Here is a 16,442-nt window from a genome sequence, read left to right as displayed (position 1 = left end):
CATGGTTATTGCAAAACGCTGTAATCCTGCTTTCGGAAAATAAGGGAAATAACCAGAACGGGTATCACGGCCAGAGCGGTCTTCTTCGTCAGCTCATCAGGAAGCAGAATCGAGGGCTTCATGGTGGAAACTTTGCTCCACTGATCAGCGAAGGTTTCCGGCCCAAACTGGTCGGTAATCTGCTTCTTCCCCTGCAACAGAAGTTTTTTAGAGTTGATCACGTATTCGGTAAAGACACCAGGATCGATCTGGGTGATGAACAGGTAGATAAGCCAGCCGGTCACCAGAGCCGCCACGGTGTTGAGAACATACCCAATGGTAAGCCCCTCCCACAAATGCAGCCGGCCGTGGCCGATGTATTTGCGGTAATACCAGATCGTTCCGACCATTACGATGATATGAATACCGTAGTCCAGTACGCGGATGTTTCCCAGCGCCGGTATACCAACCAGATACAATCCCAGAAAATAAAAAAAGCATAGAACACCCGTTGCCAGCCCAGCCAGGAGCGGAATCTTCAGCAGCGGATGCGAAAAATAAGCGAGAATCGATTTCATAGAGCAGGATTAAATTGACCGTGCAGCACGGTTCCGATCACGCGGCCCGTCAGGGTTTGTCCGAGAAACGGCGAGTTTTTCGACTTCGAGCGGGTCCGGTCGTAACGCCATGTATGCGTGGGGTCGAACAGCGTCAGGCGGGCCGGTTCGCCTTCGGCAATGCGTACGGCAGGCAGGCGAAGGATCTGCCGGGGGCGGGTCGTCAGTTTGTCGAGCAGTTGCGCCAGAGCTACGTCGCGGTTGTGCGTGATAATGGCCGCAAAGACCGTTTCCAGACCCAACACACCAAATTCAGCCTGATCGAACTCCAGGTTTTTGCTTTCGGCATCCTGCGGTAAATGATCCGACACGATGGCATCGATGGTTCCATCGGCCAGGCCCGCCCAAAGTGCCGACACATCCGCAGGCGACCGAAAAGGCGGATTGACCTTCAGATTGGTATCGAAGCCAGCCAGCGCCGAATCGTCGAAAACCAGTTGATGAGCTGCCACGTCGCAACTTACCGGCATCCCGTTCGCTTTCGCCTGTCGGATCAGCTCAACCGAACGGGCCGACGAAATGGTAGAAAAGTGAAGGGCAGAGGGCAGAGGGCTTGGGGTGGAGGGCTGACTCTCCCTTAGGCCCCTTTCCCCATGCCCCGTGCCCGCTGCTCCCTGCCCGCCCAGTACATAGTCCAGCAGTCGCAGATCGCGCTCGACAATCAGTTCTTCGGCCAGCGCAGGCATACCTTTCAGCCCCAGCAACGTACTCTGAACCCCTTCGTGCATTTGCCCAAAACGGGTCAGCAGCGTTTCTTCCGGCCGGTTCATCAGCAATCCGTTGACCGGTTGCAGGTACTGCAGGGTCTTGAGCAACAGATCAGGATTCTGAAGCGGATGAGTACCATCGGAAAAGGCCACGGCACCGGCATGATGCAGGTCGAGCATCTCCGTAAAATCTTCGCCAGCCGCTTTTTTCGTTACAGCCGCAATGACGTGAAGGCTTACGGGCTGCCCTTCGGCCATCCGCTGAACGTAGCCGAGCGTTCCTTTGGCATCCACAACGGGTTGGGTATTGGGCAGCACCGCGATGTCTGTAAAGCCACCGGCTACGGCGGCCTGACAAACACTAATCAGGTCTTCTTTGTGTTCATAACCGGGGTCCTGCGTCGATACACGCAAATCGACCCAGCCGGGCGAAACGTGTAGTTGATCGGCTTCAACGACGCGGGTACGCGAATTGGCTTCCAGATTCACACCAATCTGGCTGATCAGGCCATTGTCGACAAGAATATCGACAACCTGTCCATCAAACGACGAAGCCCCATCAACTACGTGGGCAGAACGGATAAGAGTCTTCATAAGCAACACCCCTCACCTTGTCCAGGGCGAAAGGCTAGAGACGGGCAGTTACTGCCACAAGGTCATTCTAAAAAAAAGGCCCCTCGCGGAGCCTTATATCAAACAAATCAGATCATCAGGCACCAACCAGCGTCTGGTACGCATCGGCAGTGAGCAGCCCCTCGCTCTGAGACGCATCAGCCGGTTTCAGACGAATAATCCAGCCTTCGCCATACGGATCGCTGTTCAGCAGTTCGGGACTTTTCTCGACAGCCGGGTTGAGTTCCAGAATTTCACCCTCGATGGGCAAAAACAAGTCCGACACGGTTTTAACGGCCTCAACGGCACCAAACACGTCGCCTTTAGCGAGCGATTGACCGACGGTGGTTACGTCGATGAAGATAATATCACCCAGTTCACTTTGGGCAAATTCAGTAATGCCAATCACAGCCGTACCATCGTCTTCTATCCGAATCCACTCGTGATCTTCCGTATAGCTCAGTTCTGCGGGAAAATTCATTATAGGGGTTGTTTGTTAACAGCCACAAAATACGGCAGATGCCACCGTATTTGCAAACAGTAATACGACTGGGAAGCCAGGCCTCTTGAGCCCGGCTTCCCAGTCGTATTACTTCACAACCGCCGACTGGTTCGGATTGAAGTTGTAGGCGCCGAGCCGGTCACTGCTTTGCCGCTGAATCATCCACTGCGGATACGGCTTCCGGGTAGCGCTTACCTCGTCGAGTTTATCTAGCTGCTCCGTCGTCAGGCTCACCTCAACGGCTTTGATATTATCCAGCAGCTGATCCGTATTTTTCGCTCCGATAATGACGCTGGTAATCGCTGGTTTAGCCAGCACCCACGCCAACGCTACCCGAGCAACCGATACACCGTGCGCTTCGGCAACCGTCTGCATGACGTCGATAATGGCATAGGCATGTTCCTGGTCGACCGGTGGAAAGTCGAAGTTGAGTCGGCGCGAATCGTCGGCCGGTTTATTATCGCGTGTGTACTTCCCCGACAGAAACCCGCCCGCTAGTGGGCTCCATGGCAGGATGGCCATCTGCTGATCCTGCACCATCGGCACCAGCTCGTTTTCGAGATCACGCCCGGCAATGGAATAATAATTCTGCGTCGAGACGAACTTGGTCCAGCCGTTTTTCTCGGCAATACCGTTGGCTTTCATAACCTGCCAGGCAGCCAGGTTCGAGCAACCAATGTACCGAACTTTACCGCTTCTGACAACATCCTCCAACCCCCGCATGGTTTCTTCGAGCGGAGTAAGCGGATCGAATCCGTGGATCTGGTACAGGTCGACATGATCGGTTTGCAGGCGCTTCAGACTGCCGTCGAGCTGCTGCATGATCTGCAACCGCCCCAGACCGACCTGATTTTTCCCTTCGCCCATGCGGCCGCGTACTTTCGTTGCAATCACCAGTTCATCGCGCGACAGGCCCAGCGACTGAATGGCCTGACCCAGCAGCCGCTCCGACTCGCCAAAGGAATAAACGTTGGCCGTATCGATAAAATTGATGCCGTTGTCGACGGCCGTTTTTACGATGTCGTTTACGGCATTTTGCTGGAGTTCGCCCATGGCTTTCCAGTAACCACTGCCACCAAACGTCATGGTACCGAGGCAGATTTCCGAAACCAGTACCCCCGTGTTTCCAAGCGGATTATACTTCATACGATCTTATTGAGGTTTGTTAGTGCAACCGGGAAATGAATAGATTGTTGACCTAAATATGGTCAATTGTCATTCATAGTCAGTAGTAGTCATTGATTGTCATTCGTTGTTCAGCAAATTGCATCCTGGATAATGAATAGCAATCAACGACCACCAATGACCCTTTACTCGGCCAGGTTGAATTTCACCTGCACCCCCCCGGCGGTAGTAGCCCGACGGAACGAGTTCGAGACGAGCGGATCATTGAAGGTACGGTCGAAATAGAAGTTCAGGTTTAAGCGACGGCTCACGATGTAGCTGACCTGCGGACGGAGCTGGAAATTGACGTTCCCAGCGGTAATGATCTGTTGGGCATCCAGCTTCCGCTGAATCGAGCGGGTGTCCCGGAAGGTCACGTTGCAGGAGAACGTCAGGTCGTTTTTCAGTCGCTTATACGCCCCATTGATCCGGAACGGAACCCGAATGTTCTGCTTCGTAAATCCGATCGAAGCGGTCAGGTCTTTGTTGCTCAGTTCAGCTACCTGCGTGTTGGACAAACTCAGCGCCACATCGCGACTCTGGTTGTATTCCAGCCGCCCCGTCACCCGGCTCCTGGTCTGGAACTGAACCCCAAACATAGGGGCAAATTTCTCCGACATGGTAATGGTGCTCATCGCAAATACCGGCACGAACTGGCCCTGCTGGTTGATCGACGTGGCCATCGGGTAGCCCTGTACCGCCAGGTTCACATAGGCGGCCGTATAATCCAGGTTCGAGATAAAATTTCCGACACTGTAAGTCGACGAATAGCTGTGGTTGAGAGTAAACGCGCTGAATTTCTTCTTAATAAACCCTAAACCCGACATGCCGTTGTAGGTGATCTGCCAGTTCGGAAGCGGGAAATTATAGAACGGCGACAACTGTGCTTTTTCTTTAGGCTGGCCGCTATAGGCTGCAAAGAACGCTGGAATCAGCACATCCTGCGAAGTTTTAGTATAGTTTCCGGTCTTTTCAGCATTCGCCTTTGTGAGCTTATCGACAAAGAATTCCCGATACTCTTCGAAGCGGTCGAAGATGGGCGACGTGTTATCGCCCCGCAGCCCGATAAAGGCGGTCCGGAATGACCAGAACGACATGCTGAACTGGCCGTTGCGCACTGGCGAGAATGTTTCGAAGGCCCCTCCCTGCGAACCCGGCCGGAAATACTCCTGGTACGCATCCGTACGGTCCAGCCGCCAGTTGACCTGCATCCGGAAATCTTTGAAGGGTTCGAGAGTCGTGTTGGCCGTAAACTTCTTCGAGATGTTCTGCTGGAAGGCCGTATTCAGTACCGTACTGGGTGAAAGCCAACCTTTGGCGGCCGCCTTGTAGGCTATGTTATGATCCTGACTACCCAGCACGAATCCCAGCCCCGGCGCATTCTGGTTATTTCCATCCAGCCCAAAGAACGTAGGTGTGGGCAGGAAGCCCGGCAGAATCGTGGATTCCTGAATAACATAGGAGAAGTTAATGCCCCGTACGGTCAGCAACGCCCGCGTAAAGTTTTTCAGGACAGTATTTTCACTCCGGACAATGTCTTCGATATCCCCCGGATTTCGGGCGAAGTTTTTGCGAACCGGCGCGGGCGTATTGGCAAAGCGCAGATACCGAATTTTGTTGTACAGACGGATCAGGTCGACGCGGCCCGTAATACCCCGTTCGCGATTGTTCCGCAGGATATTTCCAAATGGAACGCCAAGCGTGTCGGTCACGCCGAACGAGTTGGCCTGAAACTGATACCCCACCCCATAGACCGCATCAGCGGCAATCCAGTCGAGCAGCGGGATTTTATCCAGCGGCAACCGGTAGGTCGCGCGGATGTCCTGCACAAAGTTCTTGATCCGGCCCAGGTGCTTGATGCTGTTGATGATCGAGTCGCGTTTGGCCTTCGTGTCGATGTCGCCGGCGGGTTCGTCGATGATGGCGTTCGCCTGCGCATGATAGGTCAGCACCAGGCTACGGGTCAGGTTCCAGGTCAGGTCATAATACCGGTTGAACAGGAAATACTTTTCAAACTGCGGCACGATCCCGTTCGTGGTCAGATCCGACGACCGAAGCTGGGTTTTGATGAAGCTCCGGTCCATATCGGCCCGTACCGACACCAGCGAGGGCAACAACGTCAGGTTGAAATCCTTGAGCCAGCGCAGGTAAGGCGCTTCGAACGACTGTACGTTGCGGAACGGCTCGAACGCTTTCGGCTGACCGCTAAAAGTGTAGGCAATCCCCCCTTTGTGCTGCTGCTGAAGGTACTGCTGCGTCAGGATATTGGTGCGCTGCATGTCGTTGAAGGCATACGTAAACGCGAAATTCTCAATATCCCAGAAGTGCGATTTAGCGTTGGGACTGGTCTTTACTTTTCGAACATTCGAGAAGTTATACCCCCGCCGGGTCGTATTGTCCTCAACCAGCTTTCGGTAAGCATCCCGCTCCGACTCAGGCTTGGTCGACAGCGAGGTTTCCAACGGCATATCGGGGTCCAGCGGGTCGAAATGGGGGTCTACGTTCCGGTGGTCGTAGTTAATGTAGAACGGAATCCGCAACCCCCAGCTGGCGGGCAGGAACTTATCCAGCGCCAGCGCCGACGAAATGCCAAACTCGGAAGTCGTTTCGAGCGCCCGTTCACCGATCCGGGTCTGTACGCCACCAAAGCCGAAGGTCGTAATTCGGCCCGACGCTGTCAGCGTACCCAGGTCGGCCAATTTCATGTTTAGCGCCCCGACGGCAGCCATCCCCGCGTGCTGGTCGTAGCCGTTGGCCCGCAGTTCGTCCACCCAGATCGTAAAGGTCTTGGGCCGCTCACCATCCCCGTTGATTTTAGGATTACGCACCCCAATCATCACCGACTGCACCGAACTTAGGTCGGGGTTACCCACCACCGTCAGAATGTAACGACGATCCGACGATACATCGGTGAAAGGCAGCGATGTCTGGCGCGTCAGTTGCCGGTTTCGGTTTGCTTTCAGGTTGATAAGTTCCTCGAAGGCAATATCCAGATTGTTGGCCGTTGGCCAGACAGCCTCAGACGGCTGATTGCCCGGTGGGGTCGCTACCAGATTCGGAATCTCGATTTCGTAATAGTTGTTGGTATAATCGGTACCCAGCCGTACGAAGGCCGACACCTGTCCGCTTTCGTTTTCGGCATTGTGCATGTGGATGAACATCTTGAGCCGCTCCCGAAACAACAGGTTGAAATTGGTGTTCCGGAACGCGCCCCGCGAATCGCCATCACGCAGGTTGGTCACACTCATCCGCATCGACTGCTCGTTCAGTTCAACCGTACTTACCTGCGTATAGTCGCGGTCACGGACGTAGCCTGGCGGGACGGCATATACGTACTTGTCGCCCCCCTGCGTGGCCACCTGCGTACCACTGTTCTCTTCGATATTGACCGTCGAAACGGTAAAGTTGGCATCATACGGTTCAGGAACTTCCTGCAAACCGCGCTGGGTCAGATCGCCGGTGTACTTACGGTACTGGTTGGCTTCCATCTGCAATTCCGAAAAGCGCAGCACTACCGGCTGGTCGAAATCCGTCAGGTACATGCGCATGAAGCGAATGGATTTATAACCGTTGATCGTTCCGATTTTACGCAGCGGTTCGCGCACCGGAATCCGGAACTGGTACCAGGTTACCACCCCGCCCGGTGCCCCTTCTGAAGGAACGGTCACTTTATCGACGATGTATTTGGTGCTGCCCACTTCGAGTTTACCCGGCCGCAGATCGACCTCGTACTCGTAGTACGCTTCGTTGTCGTTGATGGTATTGTCGATGTTCAGGTCCTCAATGTCGGGTAGGGTAGACGATGCCGGCGTCAGAAACTGGTTGGTCGTGGTATTTTCGGGCGAGTTGTTTTCCATACCCATGAATTTTTTATACCGCGCCACGATGTACTTCTGCTGATCGGCCTGATCGCCCAGGTAAAACTGAAAATCGTCATTCGACGGGTCGTTCTGGATATCGGCCAGAGCCGCCGGATCGGTCACGCGCGTCTGAATGGCGTTCAGGTAATTCCGGAAAAAGTCTTTTTCTGAAACCACACCCGCCGGTATGACGGGCTGGCTGCTGAGCCCATCCAGACCAATATCCTGCCGGTCGCGTACGCCACTCTGAAATGCATTGGTGACGAACTGCTGCGTCGGTGCCTTTCCCCAGTTTGTCGTCTCGACCCCACCGATGCGGTTGTTGACGCTGTCGGCACTGGCTGGAAAACCGTTTTCGAACTCGTAGCGGCTGTCTTTGATAACGTCCTCCGAAATATCGCCCAGGTTAAAGACCAGCTTGCCGCCAGTCGTATTGTTGGTATGCTGGCTCGGGTCACTGCTGGCCCGAATTTTTCCGGCTTCTCCCGTTACGAAGGGATCCATCAGCCAGAAAGTGATGTTCTCGATATTGGCGTTATCGAAGTCGTTATCTGACGAAATAGCCCGCGACACCGCCCCGAAATTGCCCTTTGGGTTGGTCAGCAGACCAGCCGCCGTCAGGTTGGTGTTGTAGTTGTACATACCCCGTTCGCTCGGGAAGTACGCAATGTCCAGAATGCTTTCGGGCAACTGCACGGGCCGAACCGATCGCCCTGGAAACAGATCCGTCGGCAAAAAATAACGTTCGTACACGTGTTTCTTCGCATCGTCGGGATCGACGTTCGAGACCACTCCCAACGACCCGGTCGAGTATAGACTTGGATCGACGGAGTAAACCGATATCCGCGCCCGGTTGTAGCCATAGGGCAGTGGGTCCGAAAAAGAGCCCTGCGGAAACTGCTGTGGAGTAGCCCCCAGCCGCCAGCGCGTAGATTGGCGGGTCAGGTCGAAAATGGTTCGGGCCGCTTCGAAATCATCCAGATAACTTTCATTCCGGGCGCGTGGGTTCGTGCCAGGAAACAGCTGGGCTACCTCACCCGTAAACTGTACCGTCGATAGTTCCTTCGTCTGCACCATCGGCAGGGCATCCAGCAGGCGCGTCAGGCCGGGAGCGTCTTTCCGGATAGTGGCGTTCAGACCCAGAATGGTGTTGTTGACGGGTTCGTTGCCCAGTGCTACGCGGGTCAGGAACCCAGCGGGGGTTTCCTTCATGTGCATGGCGGTCAGGCCAATGGTAACATCCTGATTGATGGCGTAATCCAGGTGGGTTCCGACCAGCGTACGGATCTGGTTCTGAAACAGATCGGGTTGTTCATAGCTGATCCGTATCTCACGGCCGGAGTTGGTTACGCTTTCGTTGATGATCCGCAAACGACCTACCTGCGCGTCATATACATAGTCCTGCCCCGACACCAGCGGTACCCCGCCGGCCGTTACTGAAATCGACTGTTCGTTCACACCATAAGGCAGCGGAACCTCAGCTCCATTGCCCGACTGAAAGGAGCCTCTCAGGAAAAATTTATTTTTATCGGCAACCTGCGCAGCATCCGTTTGGGTACTTCGGTAAAGCTGGTTGAAAACGTATTTCGCTTTTAAATTGGCTTCGTCGGGATCAAACTGTTTTTCCAGATACGACCCGAACGGTTCCAGAATCGGGAAAATGATTTTCCCGTACCGGCTGTCGATGGTTATGTTTTCGACAAAGTCGAAGTTGCCGTCGGGCTGCGCATCCAGTTGCTGGTTGAGCCGGTCCATGCCAAACAGTTGTACCAGCGGTCTGTTCTGTGTCCGGCGCCCTTCCTGCAGGTTGGGATTGTCGATTCCCGTTACGTCGTCTTTATAAATGATCCGCAACTGAAAGCCCTGCCGGGTTATCTGGGCCGTGTTGAGCGAATAAATGTTCTTCATCATCAGGTTCCACATCGGCAACTGAAGATTGTTGCGAAGCGTCGCTGATTTCAGGAGTTTCAACACCAGTACTTCATCGTCTTTGCGCGACTGATAGTCTTCGGTCAGCTCCCCAACTTTATACCGCCGTCCCTGATACGTATATTCATACGCAACGGCCAGGATTTCATCATTCCGGAGGGGAGTAACCAGCGAGATGTATCCCAGATCGGCCTCCAGCTTAAACTCATTGTCTTTCAGCCGTTTTGCCCCCCGAAGCAGGTCGTAGTCGGTTCCTTTCGTCAGCGTGTACGTGCCCGTCAGTACGTCATTGGTCTGATTGACCTGCCGGAAGGGGTTGCTGAAGTTGCTGGTCAGCTTACCATACAGTCCATTGGCTGCGTTGTCGGCGGGGGTTCGCCCGTTGCGTGAGAAGGGTGATAAATTGGGGTTTGTCTGAGCGTATGGATTGGCTTCCCCTAAGTCCTGAAAACCAGCAATATTCCGCAGTGTCTCGGTCGTGTTCGTTCGATTCGTTACGTATACTTCGATACGGGTAACGTTGACCCCCGAGGTTACCTGGGGCAGGGTTTTCAACGACGATTCGTAGTTCGAGCGGAAGAACTGCGACAGAAAGAAGTGTCGGTTCTCGTCGTACTGATCGGCCCGGATTTCAAATGGCCGGTTCGAGGTCCCTCCCCGGATGACGATCTCGTTCTTGCGCGACCGCTGCTGCGATGCAACCAGGGTGGCGTTCAGTTTTCCGAATCGAAGCTGGGTTTTGATCCCGAACAGGTTCTGCACACCCGGAATCAACTGACTGTTGACCGTCCAGTTGATATTTCCCACTTCGAGGCCCTGCAAAATACTTTCGTTCTGGGGTGTGAATCCCGGCAAGGAACTCCCGTTGGTGCCGGGTAGATTGGGCAGGTTCGGCGTACTCGGCAGGTTGGGCAGATTCGGCAGACCCTGTCCTGTTCCGAAAGCGGGCAGATTTCCGCCAGGCTTGTAATTAAGTTTCAGCGCATTTTCGAAATTGAAACTAGCTTTGGTATCGAAATTGGCCAGTACGCCCAGTTTCTCACCGATCTTGCCGTTGAAGTTGATGCTGATCTGTTCATTGAACAGGAAGTTGCCGTTCCGACGCTGCCGAACCGGCAATACCGGGTTGTCGATGAATTGATAGAGGTAGCCAAAATCGAGGGTGACAAACCCATTGGGCTTGAAATCGACCTGACTGCCGCCGAAGAGCCGATCAATGATAGGAGGTAATTCGAGTTTAGGAATCAGCCCACGGCCACTCAGCGCGCTCTGCCCATCACGACGGGCGCTGTACTCCCGCCACAAACTTTTTTCAACCTGCTGATTCTGAATTTGATTATAGGTCGAAAACGGAACTGTTTCGGCCGGTCGATACGGTAACCCGAACTGCGAGGGCGGCAGGGCCACCCCCGGCACGGGCTGTCCCGACGTATTGGCGTTGGGCGTAGCGGTAGCAGACGTAGCCGGCGTTGTTCCGGCTACAGGGGTACCTGCACCGACGCGTTCGGTGATGCCGATTTGTCCGTCGGGTGACAGCCGGAAATCCGTTGCGACCCCTCGTGGGTCCCGCAGGATGAAGGGGGATTTGGACGGGCGTTCTGAAAAGCGGGTAGCGCGCCGGTCGAGCCAATTGACGGTTGGGCGCCGGTCGGCGTTGCGTAAAGCCCGGATGCTATCGTTTCGGTTTTGCAGGGCCTGTTTCGCCGAATCGGCCCGCATGACTGCCCGCCGACGAGCGTTTGCCCGTGCGGAGTCGGCCGTGGCCTGTTGCTGGCGTCGTCCGGCGGCCCCCCGTCGGTTCGGAGCGGGCGCCGGTTGGTCCTGCCCAAAGCTTATGCCCAGTCCCAGAAGTAGCCAGAACCCCAGTATTTGCCATCCATTCGAGATAAATAGAAGTCGGCTAACGGTGGGAAGGAGATGGCAGGTAACGGTACTGTGAACAAAGTAGGGGTTCACCATTGAGGGTACTTTCAGGTTCAGTATTAGTAGCGTACGGTGTATTCTTTTATCAAACGGCCAGAATCAGCCCAATCGTCTAATCGGATGATAGATTTTTTTAACGGTAGTCTTCCGATTCCTTTTCTATTTTTCGACGTAATTAATTCGTAAAAGTAAGGATTAAGTGAATGCTTTTCCAATACAATGAAGAAGGGAACGGTCGAAAAACCGTTCCCTTCTGTTATTTTACCCGTTATAAGTACCGAATATACGTTGCCATCCGACCGTGTCAAACATGTATAGCGCCCGGCCGGCGGCTGGCATGAACGAGTGAATAAATGAAAACCATGCCAAAGCCAACCATCAGCATGATGTGCAGAATGAACATACGGAAATCCTGAATATAAATGGCCAGCACCAAACCGCCCAGAAAATAAATCGATAAAAAGCCTTCGGCGATGGTCAGCCAGTTGATCTGCCGACTGACGTATTTATTCGCATCCCACCGGTCCGCTGCAGTTGTTACGTTGAATTTAGGCGTCCGGACAAACGGAGTTTTCCGCCCCAGGTAGCCTTCCATTACGGCGATGGTATTGTGCAGCGAAAGTCCCATCATCAGGGATGAGTACATCGGAAAGTACCAGACCAGCCTGGCCTTCATCGCAGGTTTCAGTAAGAACCAGGGAATGCCATAAAAGGTAATCAGTATCAGCAAATTGAACTGAAACAGGTTGATGACAAAAAACACCCATTCCCATTCCGGATGCTGGCTACGGATGTAAATAAGGGGCACGCTCATTACCCCCAGAATTAGTACCAGTATAAACGTCGCACTGCTGTACAGGTGTAAAAAGGCGTGGACTTTCTGCGTAAGCGAGATGCCGGGGGTCCGCAGCACGTTACCGAACAGTTTGCGGGCGCATTCGGCGGCCCCTTTCATCCAGCGGTACTGCTGCGATTTGAGTGCATTCATCGCCACCGGCAGCTCGGCCGGCGAACCAATGTCTTCGCGATAAACGAATTTCCAGCCCCGCAACTGCGCCCGGTAGCTCAAATCCAGGTCTTCGGTCAGGGTATCGCTTTGCCAGCCGCCTGCATCGGCAATCGCGGCTTTCCGCCAGACGCCCCCCGTACCATTGAAATTGGCCAGAAATCCGGCGGCATGCCGACCGCTCTGCTCAATGGTAAAGTGCGCATTGAGGCCAAACGCCTGCAATTGGGTCATGAGCGAAAATTCTTCGTTCAGGTGTTCCCAGCGCGTTTGCACAATGGCTACTTTGGGATCGGCGAAATGCGGAATGGTCTTGATGAGAAATTCCGGGTCGGGCACGAAGTCGGCATCGAAAATGGCGATGAACTCCCCTTTGGCGAACTCCAGCCCGTATGCGAGCGCCCCCGCTTTGAAGCCCTTTCGCTCGGGGCGTCGAATGTGCTCGATGGAAAATCCCTGCCGTTTATAGAGGTCGACCTTTTGCGCAATCATTTCGACCGTTTCGTCGGTCGAGTCGTCGAGGAGTTGAATGTCCAGTTTGTCGAGCGGGTATTGCAACTGCACCACCGCGTCGATCAGCCGTTCAACAACATACATTTCATTGTAAACTGGCAACTGTACCGTTACCAAGGGCAACTCGTCAGCAGGAATCAGGCTGACTGTTCGGGCGGCTTTCCGGCGCGCCCGCTCCGAGCGAATGTAAATTATTATCAGGCTTAACTGACCGCAGTTATAAAGAAAAAGCAGCAGCAGCGCCAGTCCGTATAATAGTAGGACTAGAATTTCCATAGGGTTGATAAGCGAAGTTTCGAACGTTGAGTGAAAGCCCACTGGCCTGCTCACCGACGTAACTGCCTGACTAAGCAAATGGTTGATAAAGTGAGCGTGGATTGCCCGAAGCTGCAAAGTCCCCCAGGTTTTGTAGCCATAATCCATCTTCTTGGTAGCCAATGACTCGCATTCGCATAAAATAGCCTATACTTGGCTATGGAAATTTCGTTTATCGGTGCGGGCAACCTGGCCTGGCACCTCGCCCCTGCCCTCGAAAATGCGGGCCATCATATCAATGAAGTATATAGTCGCCAGCTTCAGCATGCCCGGCAGTTGGTCAGTAATTTATACGATGCAACTACCCATTCCGACCTGAATTTTGCCGATAGCCCATCCCGACTGTTTGTTCTGGCCGTTCCCGACGATGCGCTCGACAGTGTTTGTTCGCGGCTGGTTCTGCCCGAACAGGCCATTCTGGTACATACTTCAGGGAGCAAAAGCCTGGATTCACTGGACCAGTGGATGGCTATTTACAGCGATATTCCGGTTCAGACAGGGGTTTTTTATGCCTTGCAGACTTTCAGCAAACAACAGCCCTTTATGGCGTTCGACCAGATTCCGCTTTGCCTGGAAGCCGACGACAAAGCCACCGAAGAGGCTTTGGTGCAGGTAGGACAGAGCATTAGCGATATCGTATACCTGATCACGTCCGACGAACGGCGAACCCTGCACGTGGCGGCTGTTCTGGCTTGTAATTTCACGAACCATTTGCTGGCACTGGCACATGATCTGACCAGCCGGGAGAGCCTGGAATTCGATTTACTTCGGCCGCTGATTACCGAAACATTTCGCAAAGGGCTGGCGGCCAGTAATCCGGCCGATGTGCAGACGGGGCCTGCCCGCCGGGGTGATTTAACCACGATCGATGACCATCTGACGGTTCTAGCCGACCAGCCTAAACTGGCGGAAATTTATCAGGTAATGACCGACAGCATCCGCCATTATTACGGTCACTGACGATCAGGACTCTATTCATTGCTTTATTTTGTACGCTTACAAATTAGACTATCTCTATTTGCTGGCGCTCAAATAAACCTATTGATATATTTAAGTTTACCTTTTAGCGAGAATAAGTAAAATAATTCCAATATTTATGTAAATTGCGCCATATATAGTACTCTAAAGTACGCGGGATACAAGCCTATAGATTTAATTACTACAGTCCTATTAGACTTCATTCGACAGAATGGGTGCATTAAAACGAATAAATATAGACTCTGCCTATCGGGAAGTTTCTGGAGCGGTAGATCAGCTTGCCTTATACGACAAGTATAGTGCAATGGCATACGGAATCATTTTAACCATTATTCCGGAACCAGAAGTAGCCCAGAAGGTGTTGATGGACTTGTTTGCCTCACCTCCCCTAAGTGCCTGCCCGGAGGCACCAACAGCCGGCGAAATTATACGTCTGGCAAGGACCAAAGCACTGGCGGCCAAATCGGTCTCAGTCAATCTGCCGGATTCACCCATCCCGTTTGCGCAGTCGAACGATGCAGTGAATATCGCAGAAATCGTTTTTAATTTGTCGTTCTGTCAGGGATATACACCGGAAGCTGTAGCGGAAAAATTAAATCTATCCACGACGAATGTGTTTAAGGCGTTTTATAGTTATTTTAAACATCTACGTTCGTCTTAATTAAATCGGCCTTGGAAACCCAGCACTATTTGACAAGCGGAATTCTGGAAGCTTACCTGCTAGGCCTGGTTGCCGAAACAGAGCGCGAAGAATTAGAGCATGTATTGGCTACTGATCCGGAAGTTTTAGCTCAGCTGACTGAGCTTGAAGCGACTATGGAAGATTATTTTATAAGCAACGCCGTACCTCCCCCGCCTGGCATCCGGGAAAAAATCGAGCTGCGAATCAGCGAAACGGAAGTCAAAAAATGGCAGGAAGCCGATCAGCCACGCTCCAAACAGCAAGCTAAACAACCCGAACCCGCACCGGCCGAATCGCCCTATATCCAGGTCGAAGTTAGCGATACACACATCCGGGTTCATAAATACTGGCGGGCGGCTTTCATTGCGGTATTTGTGCTATCGAAAGTTTTTCTGATCCTTGGTCTGTATTACTATTTCAAATCCAACAGCCTGCAGGAGGAAATTCAGCGGCTTAAATCGGCATCTCAACAGACGACAACCAATAGCCGGAGGCCGTAAGCACAGGAAATTCGTGGCCCTGTGTAGTATTTTTATTCGTCGTCCGGGATTTTCCTGCGTAGCACTAACAGTCTGTTGATGAAACACGTCGTACTGGGCTTATTCGTCTGTTTATTTCCGGCCTGCGCTACCTTTGCCCAATGGCAAACACAGGCCGTTGGGACCGACGCCAGTTTCCGGGCCGTAAGTGTTGCCAGCGCCGATGTCGTCTGGATCGGAGGCACCAAAGGTACGTTTGTCAGAACGACAGACGGGGGTAGAACCTGGCAGACAGGCACCGTTCCCGACGCGCAAGCCTGCGACTTCCGCGACGTGCAGGCCATCGATGCGCAGACCGCCTATTTGATGAGCGCCGGCCCGGCCGAGAAAGGCCTCGCCCGGCTCTATAAAACAACCAACGGTGGACAAAGCTGGTCGTTGCTCTACCAAACCCAGCAAACAGGCGTTTTTTTCGATAATCTGGACTTCTGGGACAAAGACCATGGGATTGTCATGAGCGACCCCATCGACGGCAAATGGTTTATCCTGACTACCGACGACGGCGGCCAGTCCTGGCAGCCAGTGGCGCCCGCGGCCATTCCGTCCATGGAACCCAGCGAAGCAGCCTTTGCCGCCAGCGGTACCAGCCTGGTTGTACAGGGCAAACGCAATGTCTGGATTGCTTCGGGTGGTGGTCACCTTGGGCGCGTATTTCGCTCCCGCGACCGGGGCCGTACCTGGACGGTAGCGACCACGCCACTACCCGGTGGCGAAGCGACGGGCTTGTTCGGCATGCATTTTTTCAGTGATAAAAATGGCATGGTCGTCGGCGGAAATTACAAAGAAGAACAGAAAACTGGCCCGAATGCGGCCATCACCCGCGATGGCGGACAAACCTGGCAACTGGTTTCGCCAACCGATCCGCCCGGTCTGAAAGAAGCCGTAACGTTGCTTCCCGGCGATCGGCTCCTCGCTATCGGCCCATCCGGAACCAGCCTGTCGGCCGATCAGGGTCAGACCTGGCAACGACTCGATACGGAGGGGTTTCATTCGGTTGCGTGCGCCAAAGGAACATGTTATGCCGTGGGGGCCAAGGGTAAAGTAGCCAAACAACATTTCAAATAAAAAAACGGGCAACGGGTTTGCTAGTGGCCAGATTTTGGGCCAATCCGCCAG

At 53.5% G+C, this 16,442-nt stretch carries 10 protein-coding genes; 4 read left to right on the top strand and 6 right to left on the bottom strand.

Going from position 1 to position 16,442, the window contains the following annotated elements:
* Positions 1-5: 5 nt before the first annotated feature.
* The 6 genes from ACYVC2_RS17455 to ACYVC2_RS17430 form a co-directional block, all read right to left on the bottom strand.
* On the bottom strand, positions 6-557 hold the full coding sequence (locus tag ACYVC2_RS17455; protein ID WP_461104004.1) for a DUF4199 domain-containing protein: 552 nt from the start codon (positions 555-557) through the stop codon (positions 6-8).
* Complete coding sequence (locus tag ACYVC2_RS17450) at positions 554-1,897, bottom strand: dihydroorotase (protein WP_461104002.1); 1,344 nt, start codon at positions 1,895-1,897, stop codon at positions 554-556. Before ACYVC2_RS17450 ends, ACYVC2_RS17455 begins: the two co-directional genes overlap by 4 nt.
* A 115-nt stretch (positions 1,898-2,012) precedes the next feature.
* Positions 2,013-2,396, bottom strand: coding sequence for a glycine cleavage system protein GcvH (gcvH, locus tag ACYVC2_RS17445; protein WP_461104000.1), 384 nt, complete (start codon positions 2,394-2,396; stop codon positions 2,013-2,015).
* Positions 2,397-2,504: 108 nt separating this feature from the next.
* Entirely contained in the window at positions 2,505-3,563 is a 1,059-nt protein-coding gene (locus ACYVC2_RS17440) for an aldo/keto reductase (protein ID WP_461103998.1), read from the bottom strand.
* A 164-nt stretch (positions 3,564-3,727) separates the two neighbouring features.
* Positions 3,728-11,329 carry a T9SS outer membrane translocon Sov/SprA gene (gene sov / locus ACYVC2_RS17435; RefSeq protein WP_461103996.1) on the bottom strand — a complete coding sequence of 2,534 codons (7,602 nt, stop codon included), beginning with the start codon at positions 11,327-11,329 and terminating at the stop codon, positions 3,728-3,730.
* Between the two features lie 268 nt (positions 11,330-11,597).
* Positions 11,598-13,088: a cellulose synthase family protein gene (locus tag ACYVC2_RS17430; protein ID WP_461103994.1), complete on the bottom strand. Its 1,491-nt coding sequence runs from the start codon at positions 13,086-13,088 to the stop codon at positions 11,598-11,600.
* Positions 13,089-13,286: 198 nt separating this feature from the next.
* On the opposite strand from ACYVC2_RS17430, the gene ACYVC2_RS17425 reads away from it, so the two are divergent.
* From ACYVC2_RS17425 to ACYVC2_RS17410, 4 genes are all read left to right on the top strand, one after another.
* Positions 13,287-14,087: a Rossmann-like and DUF2520 domain-containing protein gene (locus tag ACYVC2_RS17425; RefSeq protein ID WP_461103992.1), complete on the top strand. Its 801-nt coding sequence runs from the start codon at positions 13,287-13,289 to the stop codon at positions 14,085-14,087.
* A 229-nt stretch (positions 14,088-14,316) separates the two neighbouring features.
* The gene (locus ACYVC2_RS17420) at positions 14,317-14,766 is read left to right on the top strand and encodes a hypothetical protein (RefSeq protein WP_461103990.1); all 450 of its coding nucleotides are present in this window, start codon (positions 14,317-14,319) and stop codon (positions 14,764-14,766) included.
* Between the two features lie 29 nt (positions 14,767-14,795).
* Positions 14,796-15,287: a hypothetical protein gene (locus ACYVC2_RS17415; RefSeq protein ID WP_461103988.1), complete on the top strand. Its 492-nt coding sequence runs from the start codon at positions 14,796-14,798 to the stop codon at positions 15,285-15,287.
* 78 nt (positions 15,288-15,365) lie between these two features.
* Complete coding sequence (locus tag ACYVC2_RS17410) at positions 15,366-16,391, top strand: WD40/YVTN/BNR-like repeat-containing protein (RefSeq protein ID WP_461103986.1); 1,026 nt, start codon at positions 15,366-15,368, stop codon at positions 16,389-16,391.
* Positions 16,392-16,442 lie beyond the last annotated feature (51 nt).

This window comes from Spirosoma koreense, assembly GCF_054777875.1.
The sequence above is the reverse complement of the archived record's forward strand: the minus strand, read 5'-3'. Positions and strand labels throughout refer to the sequence as shown.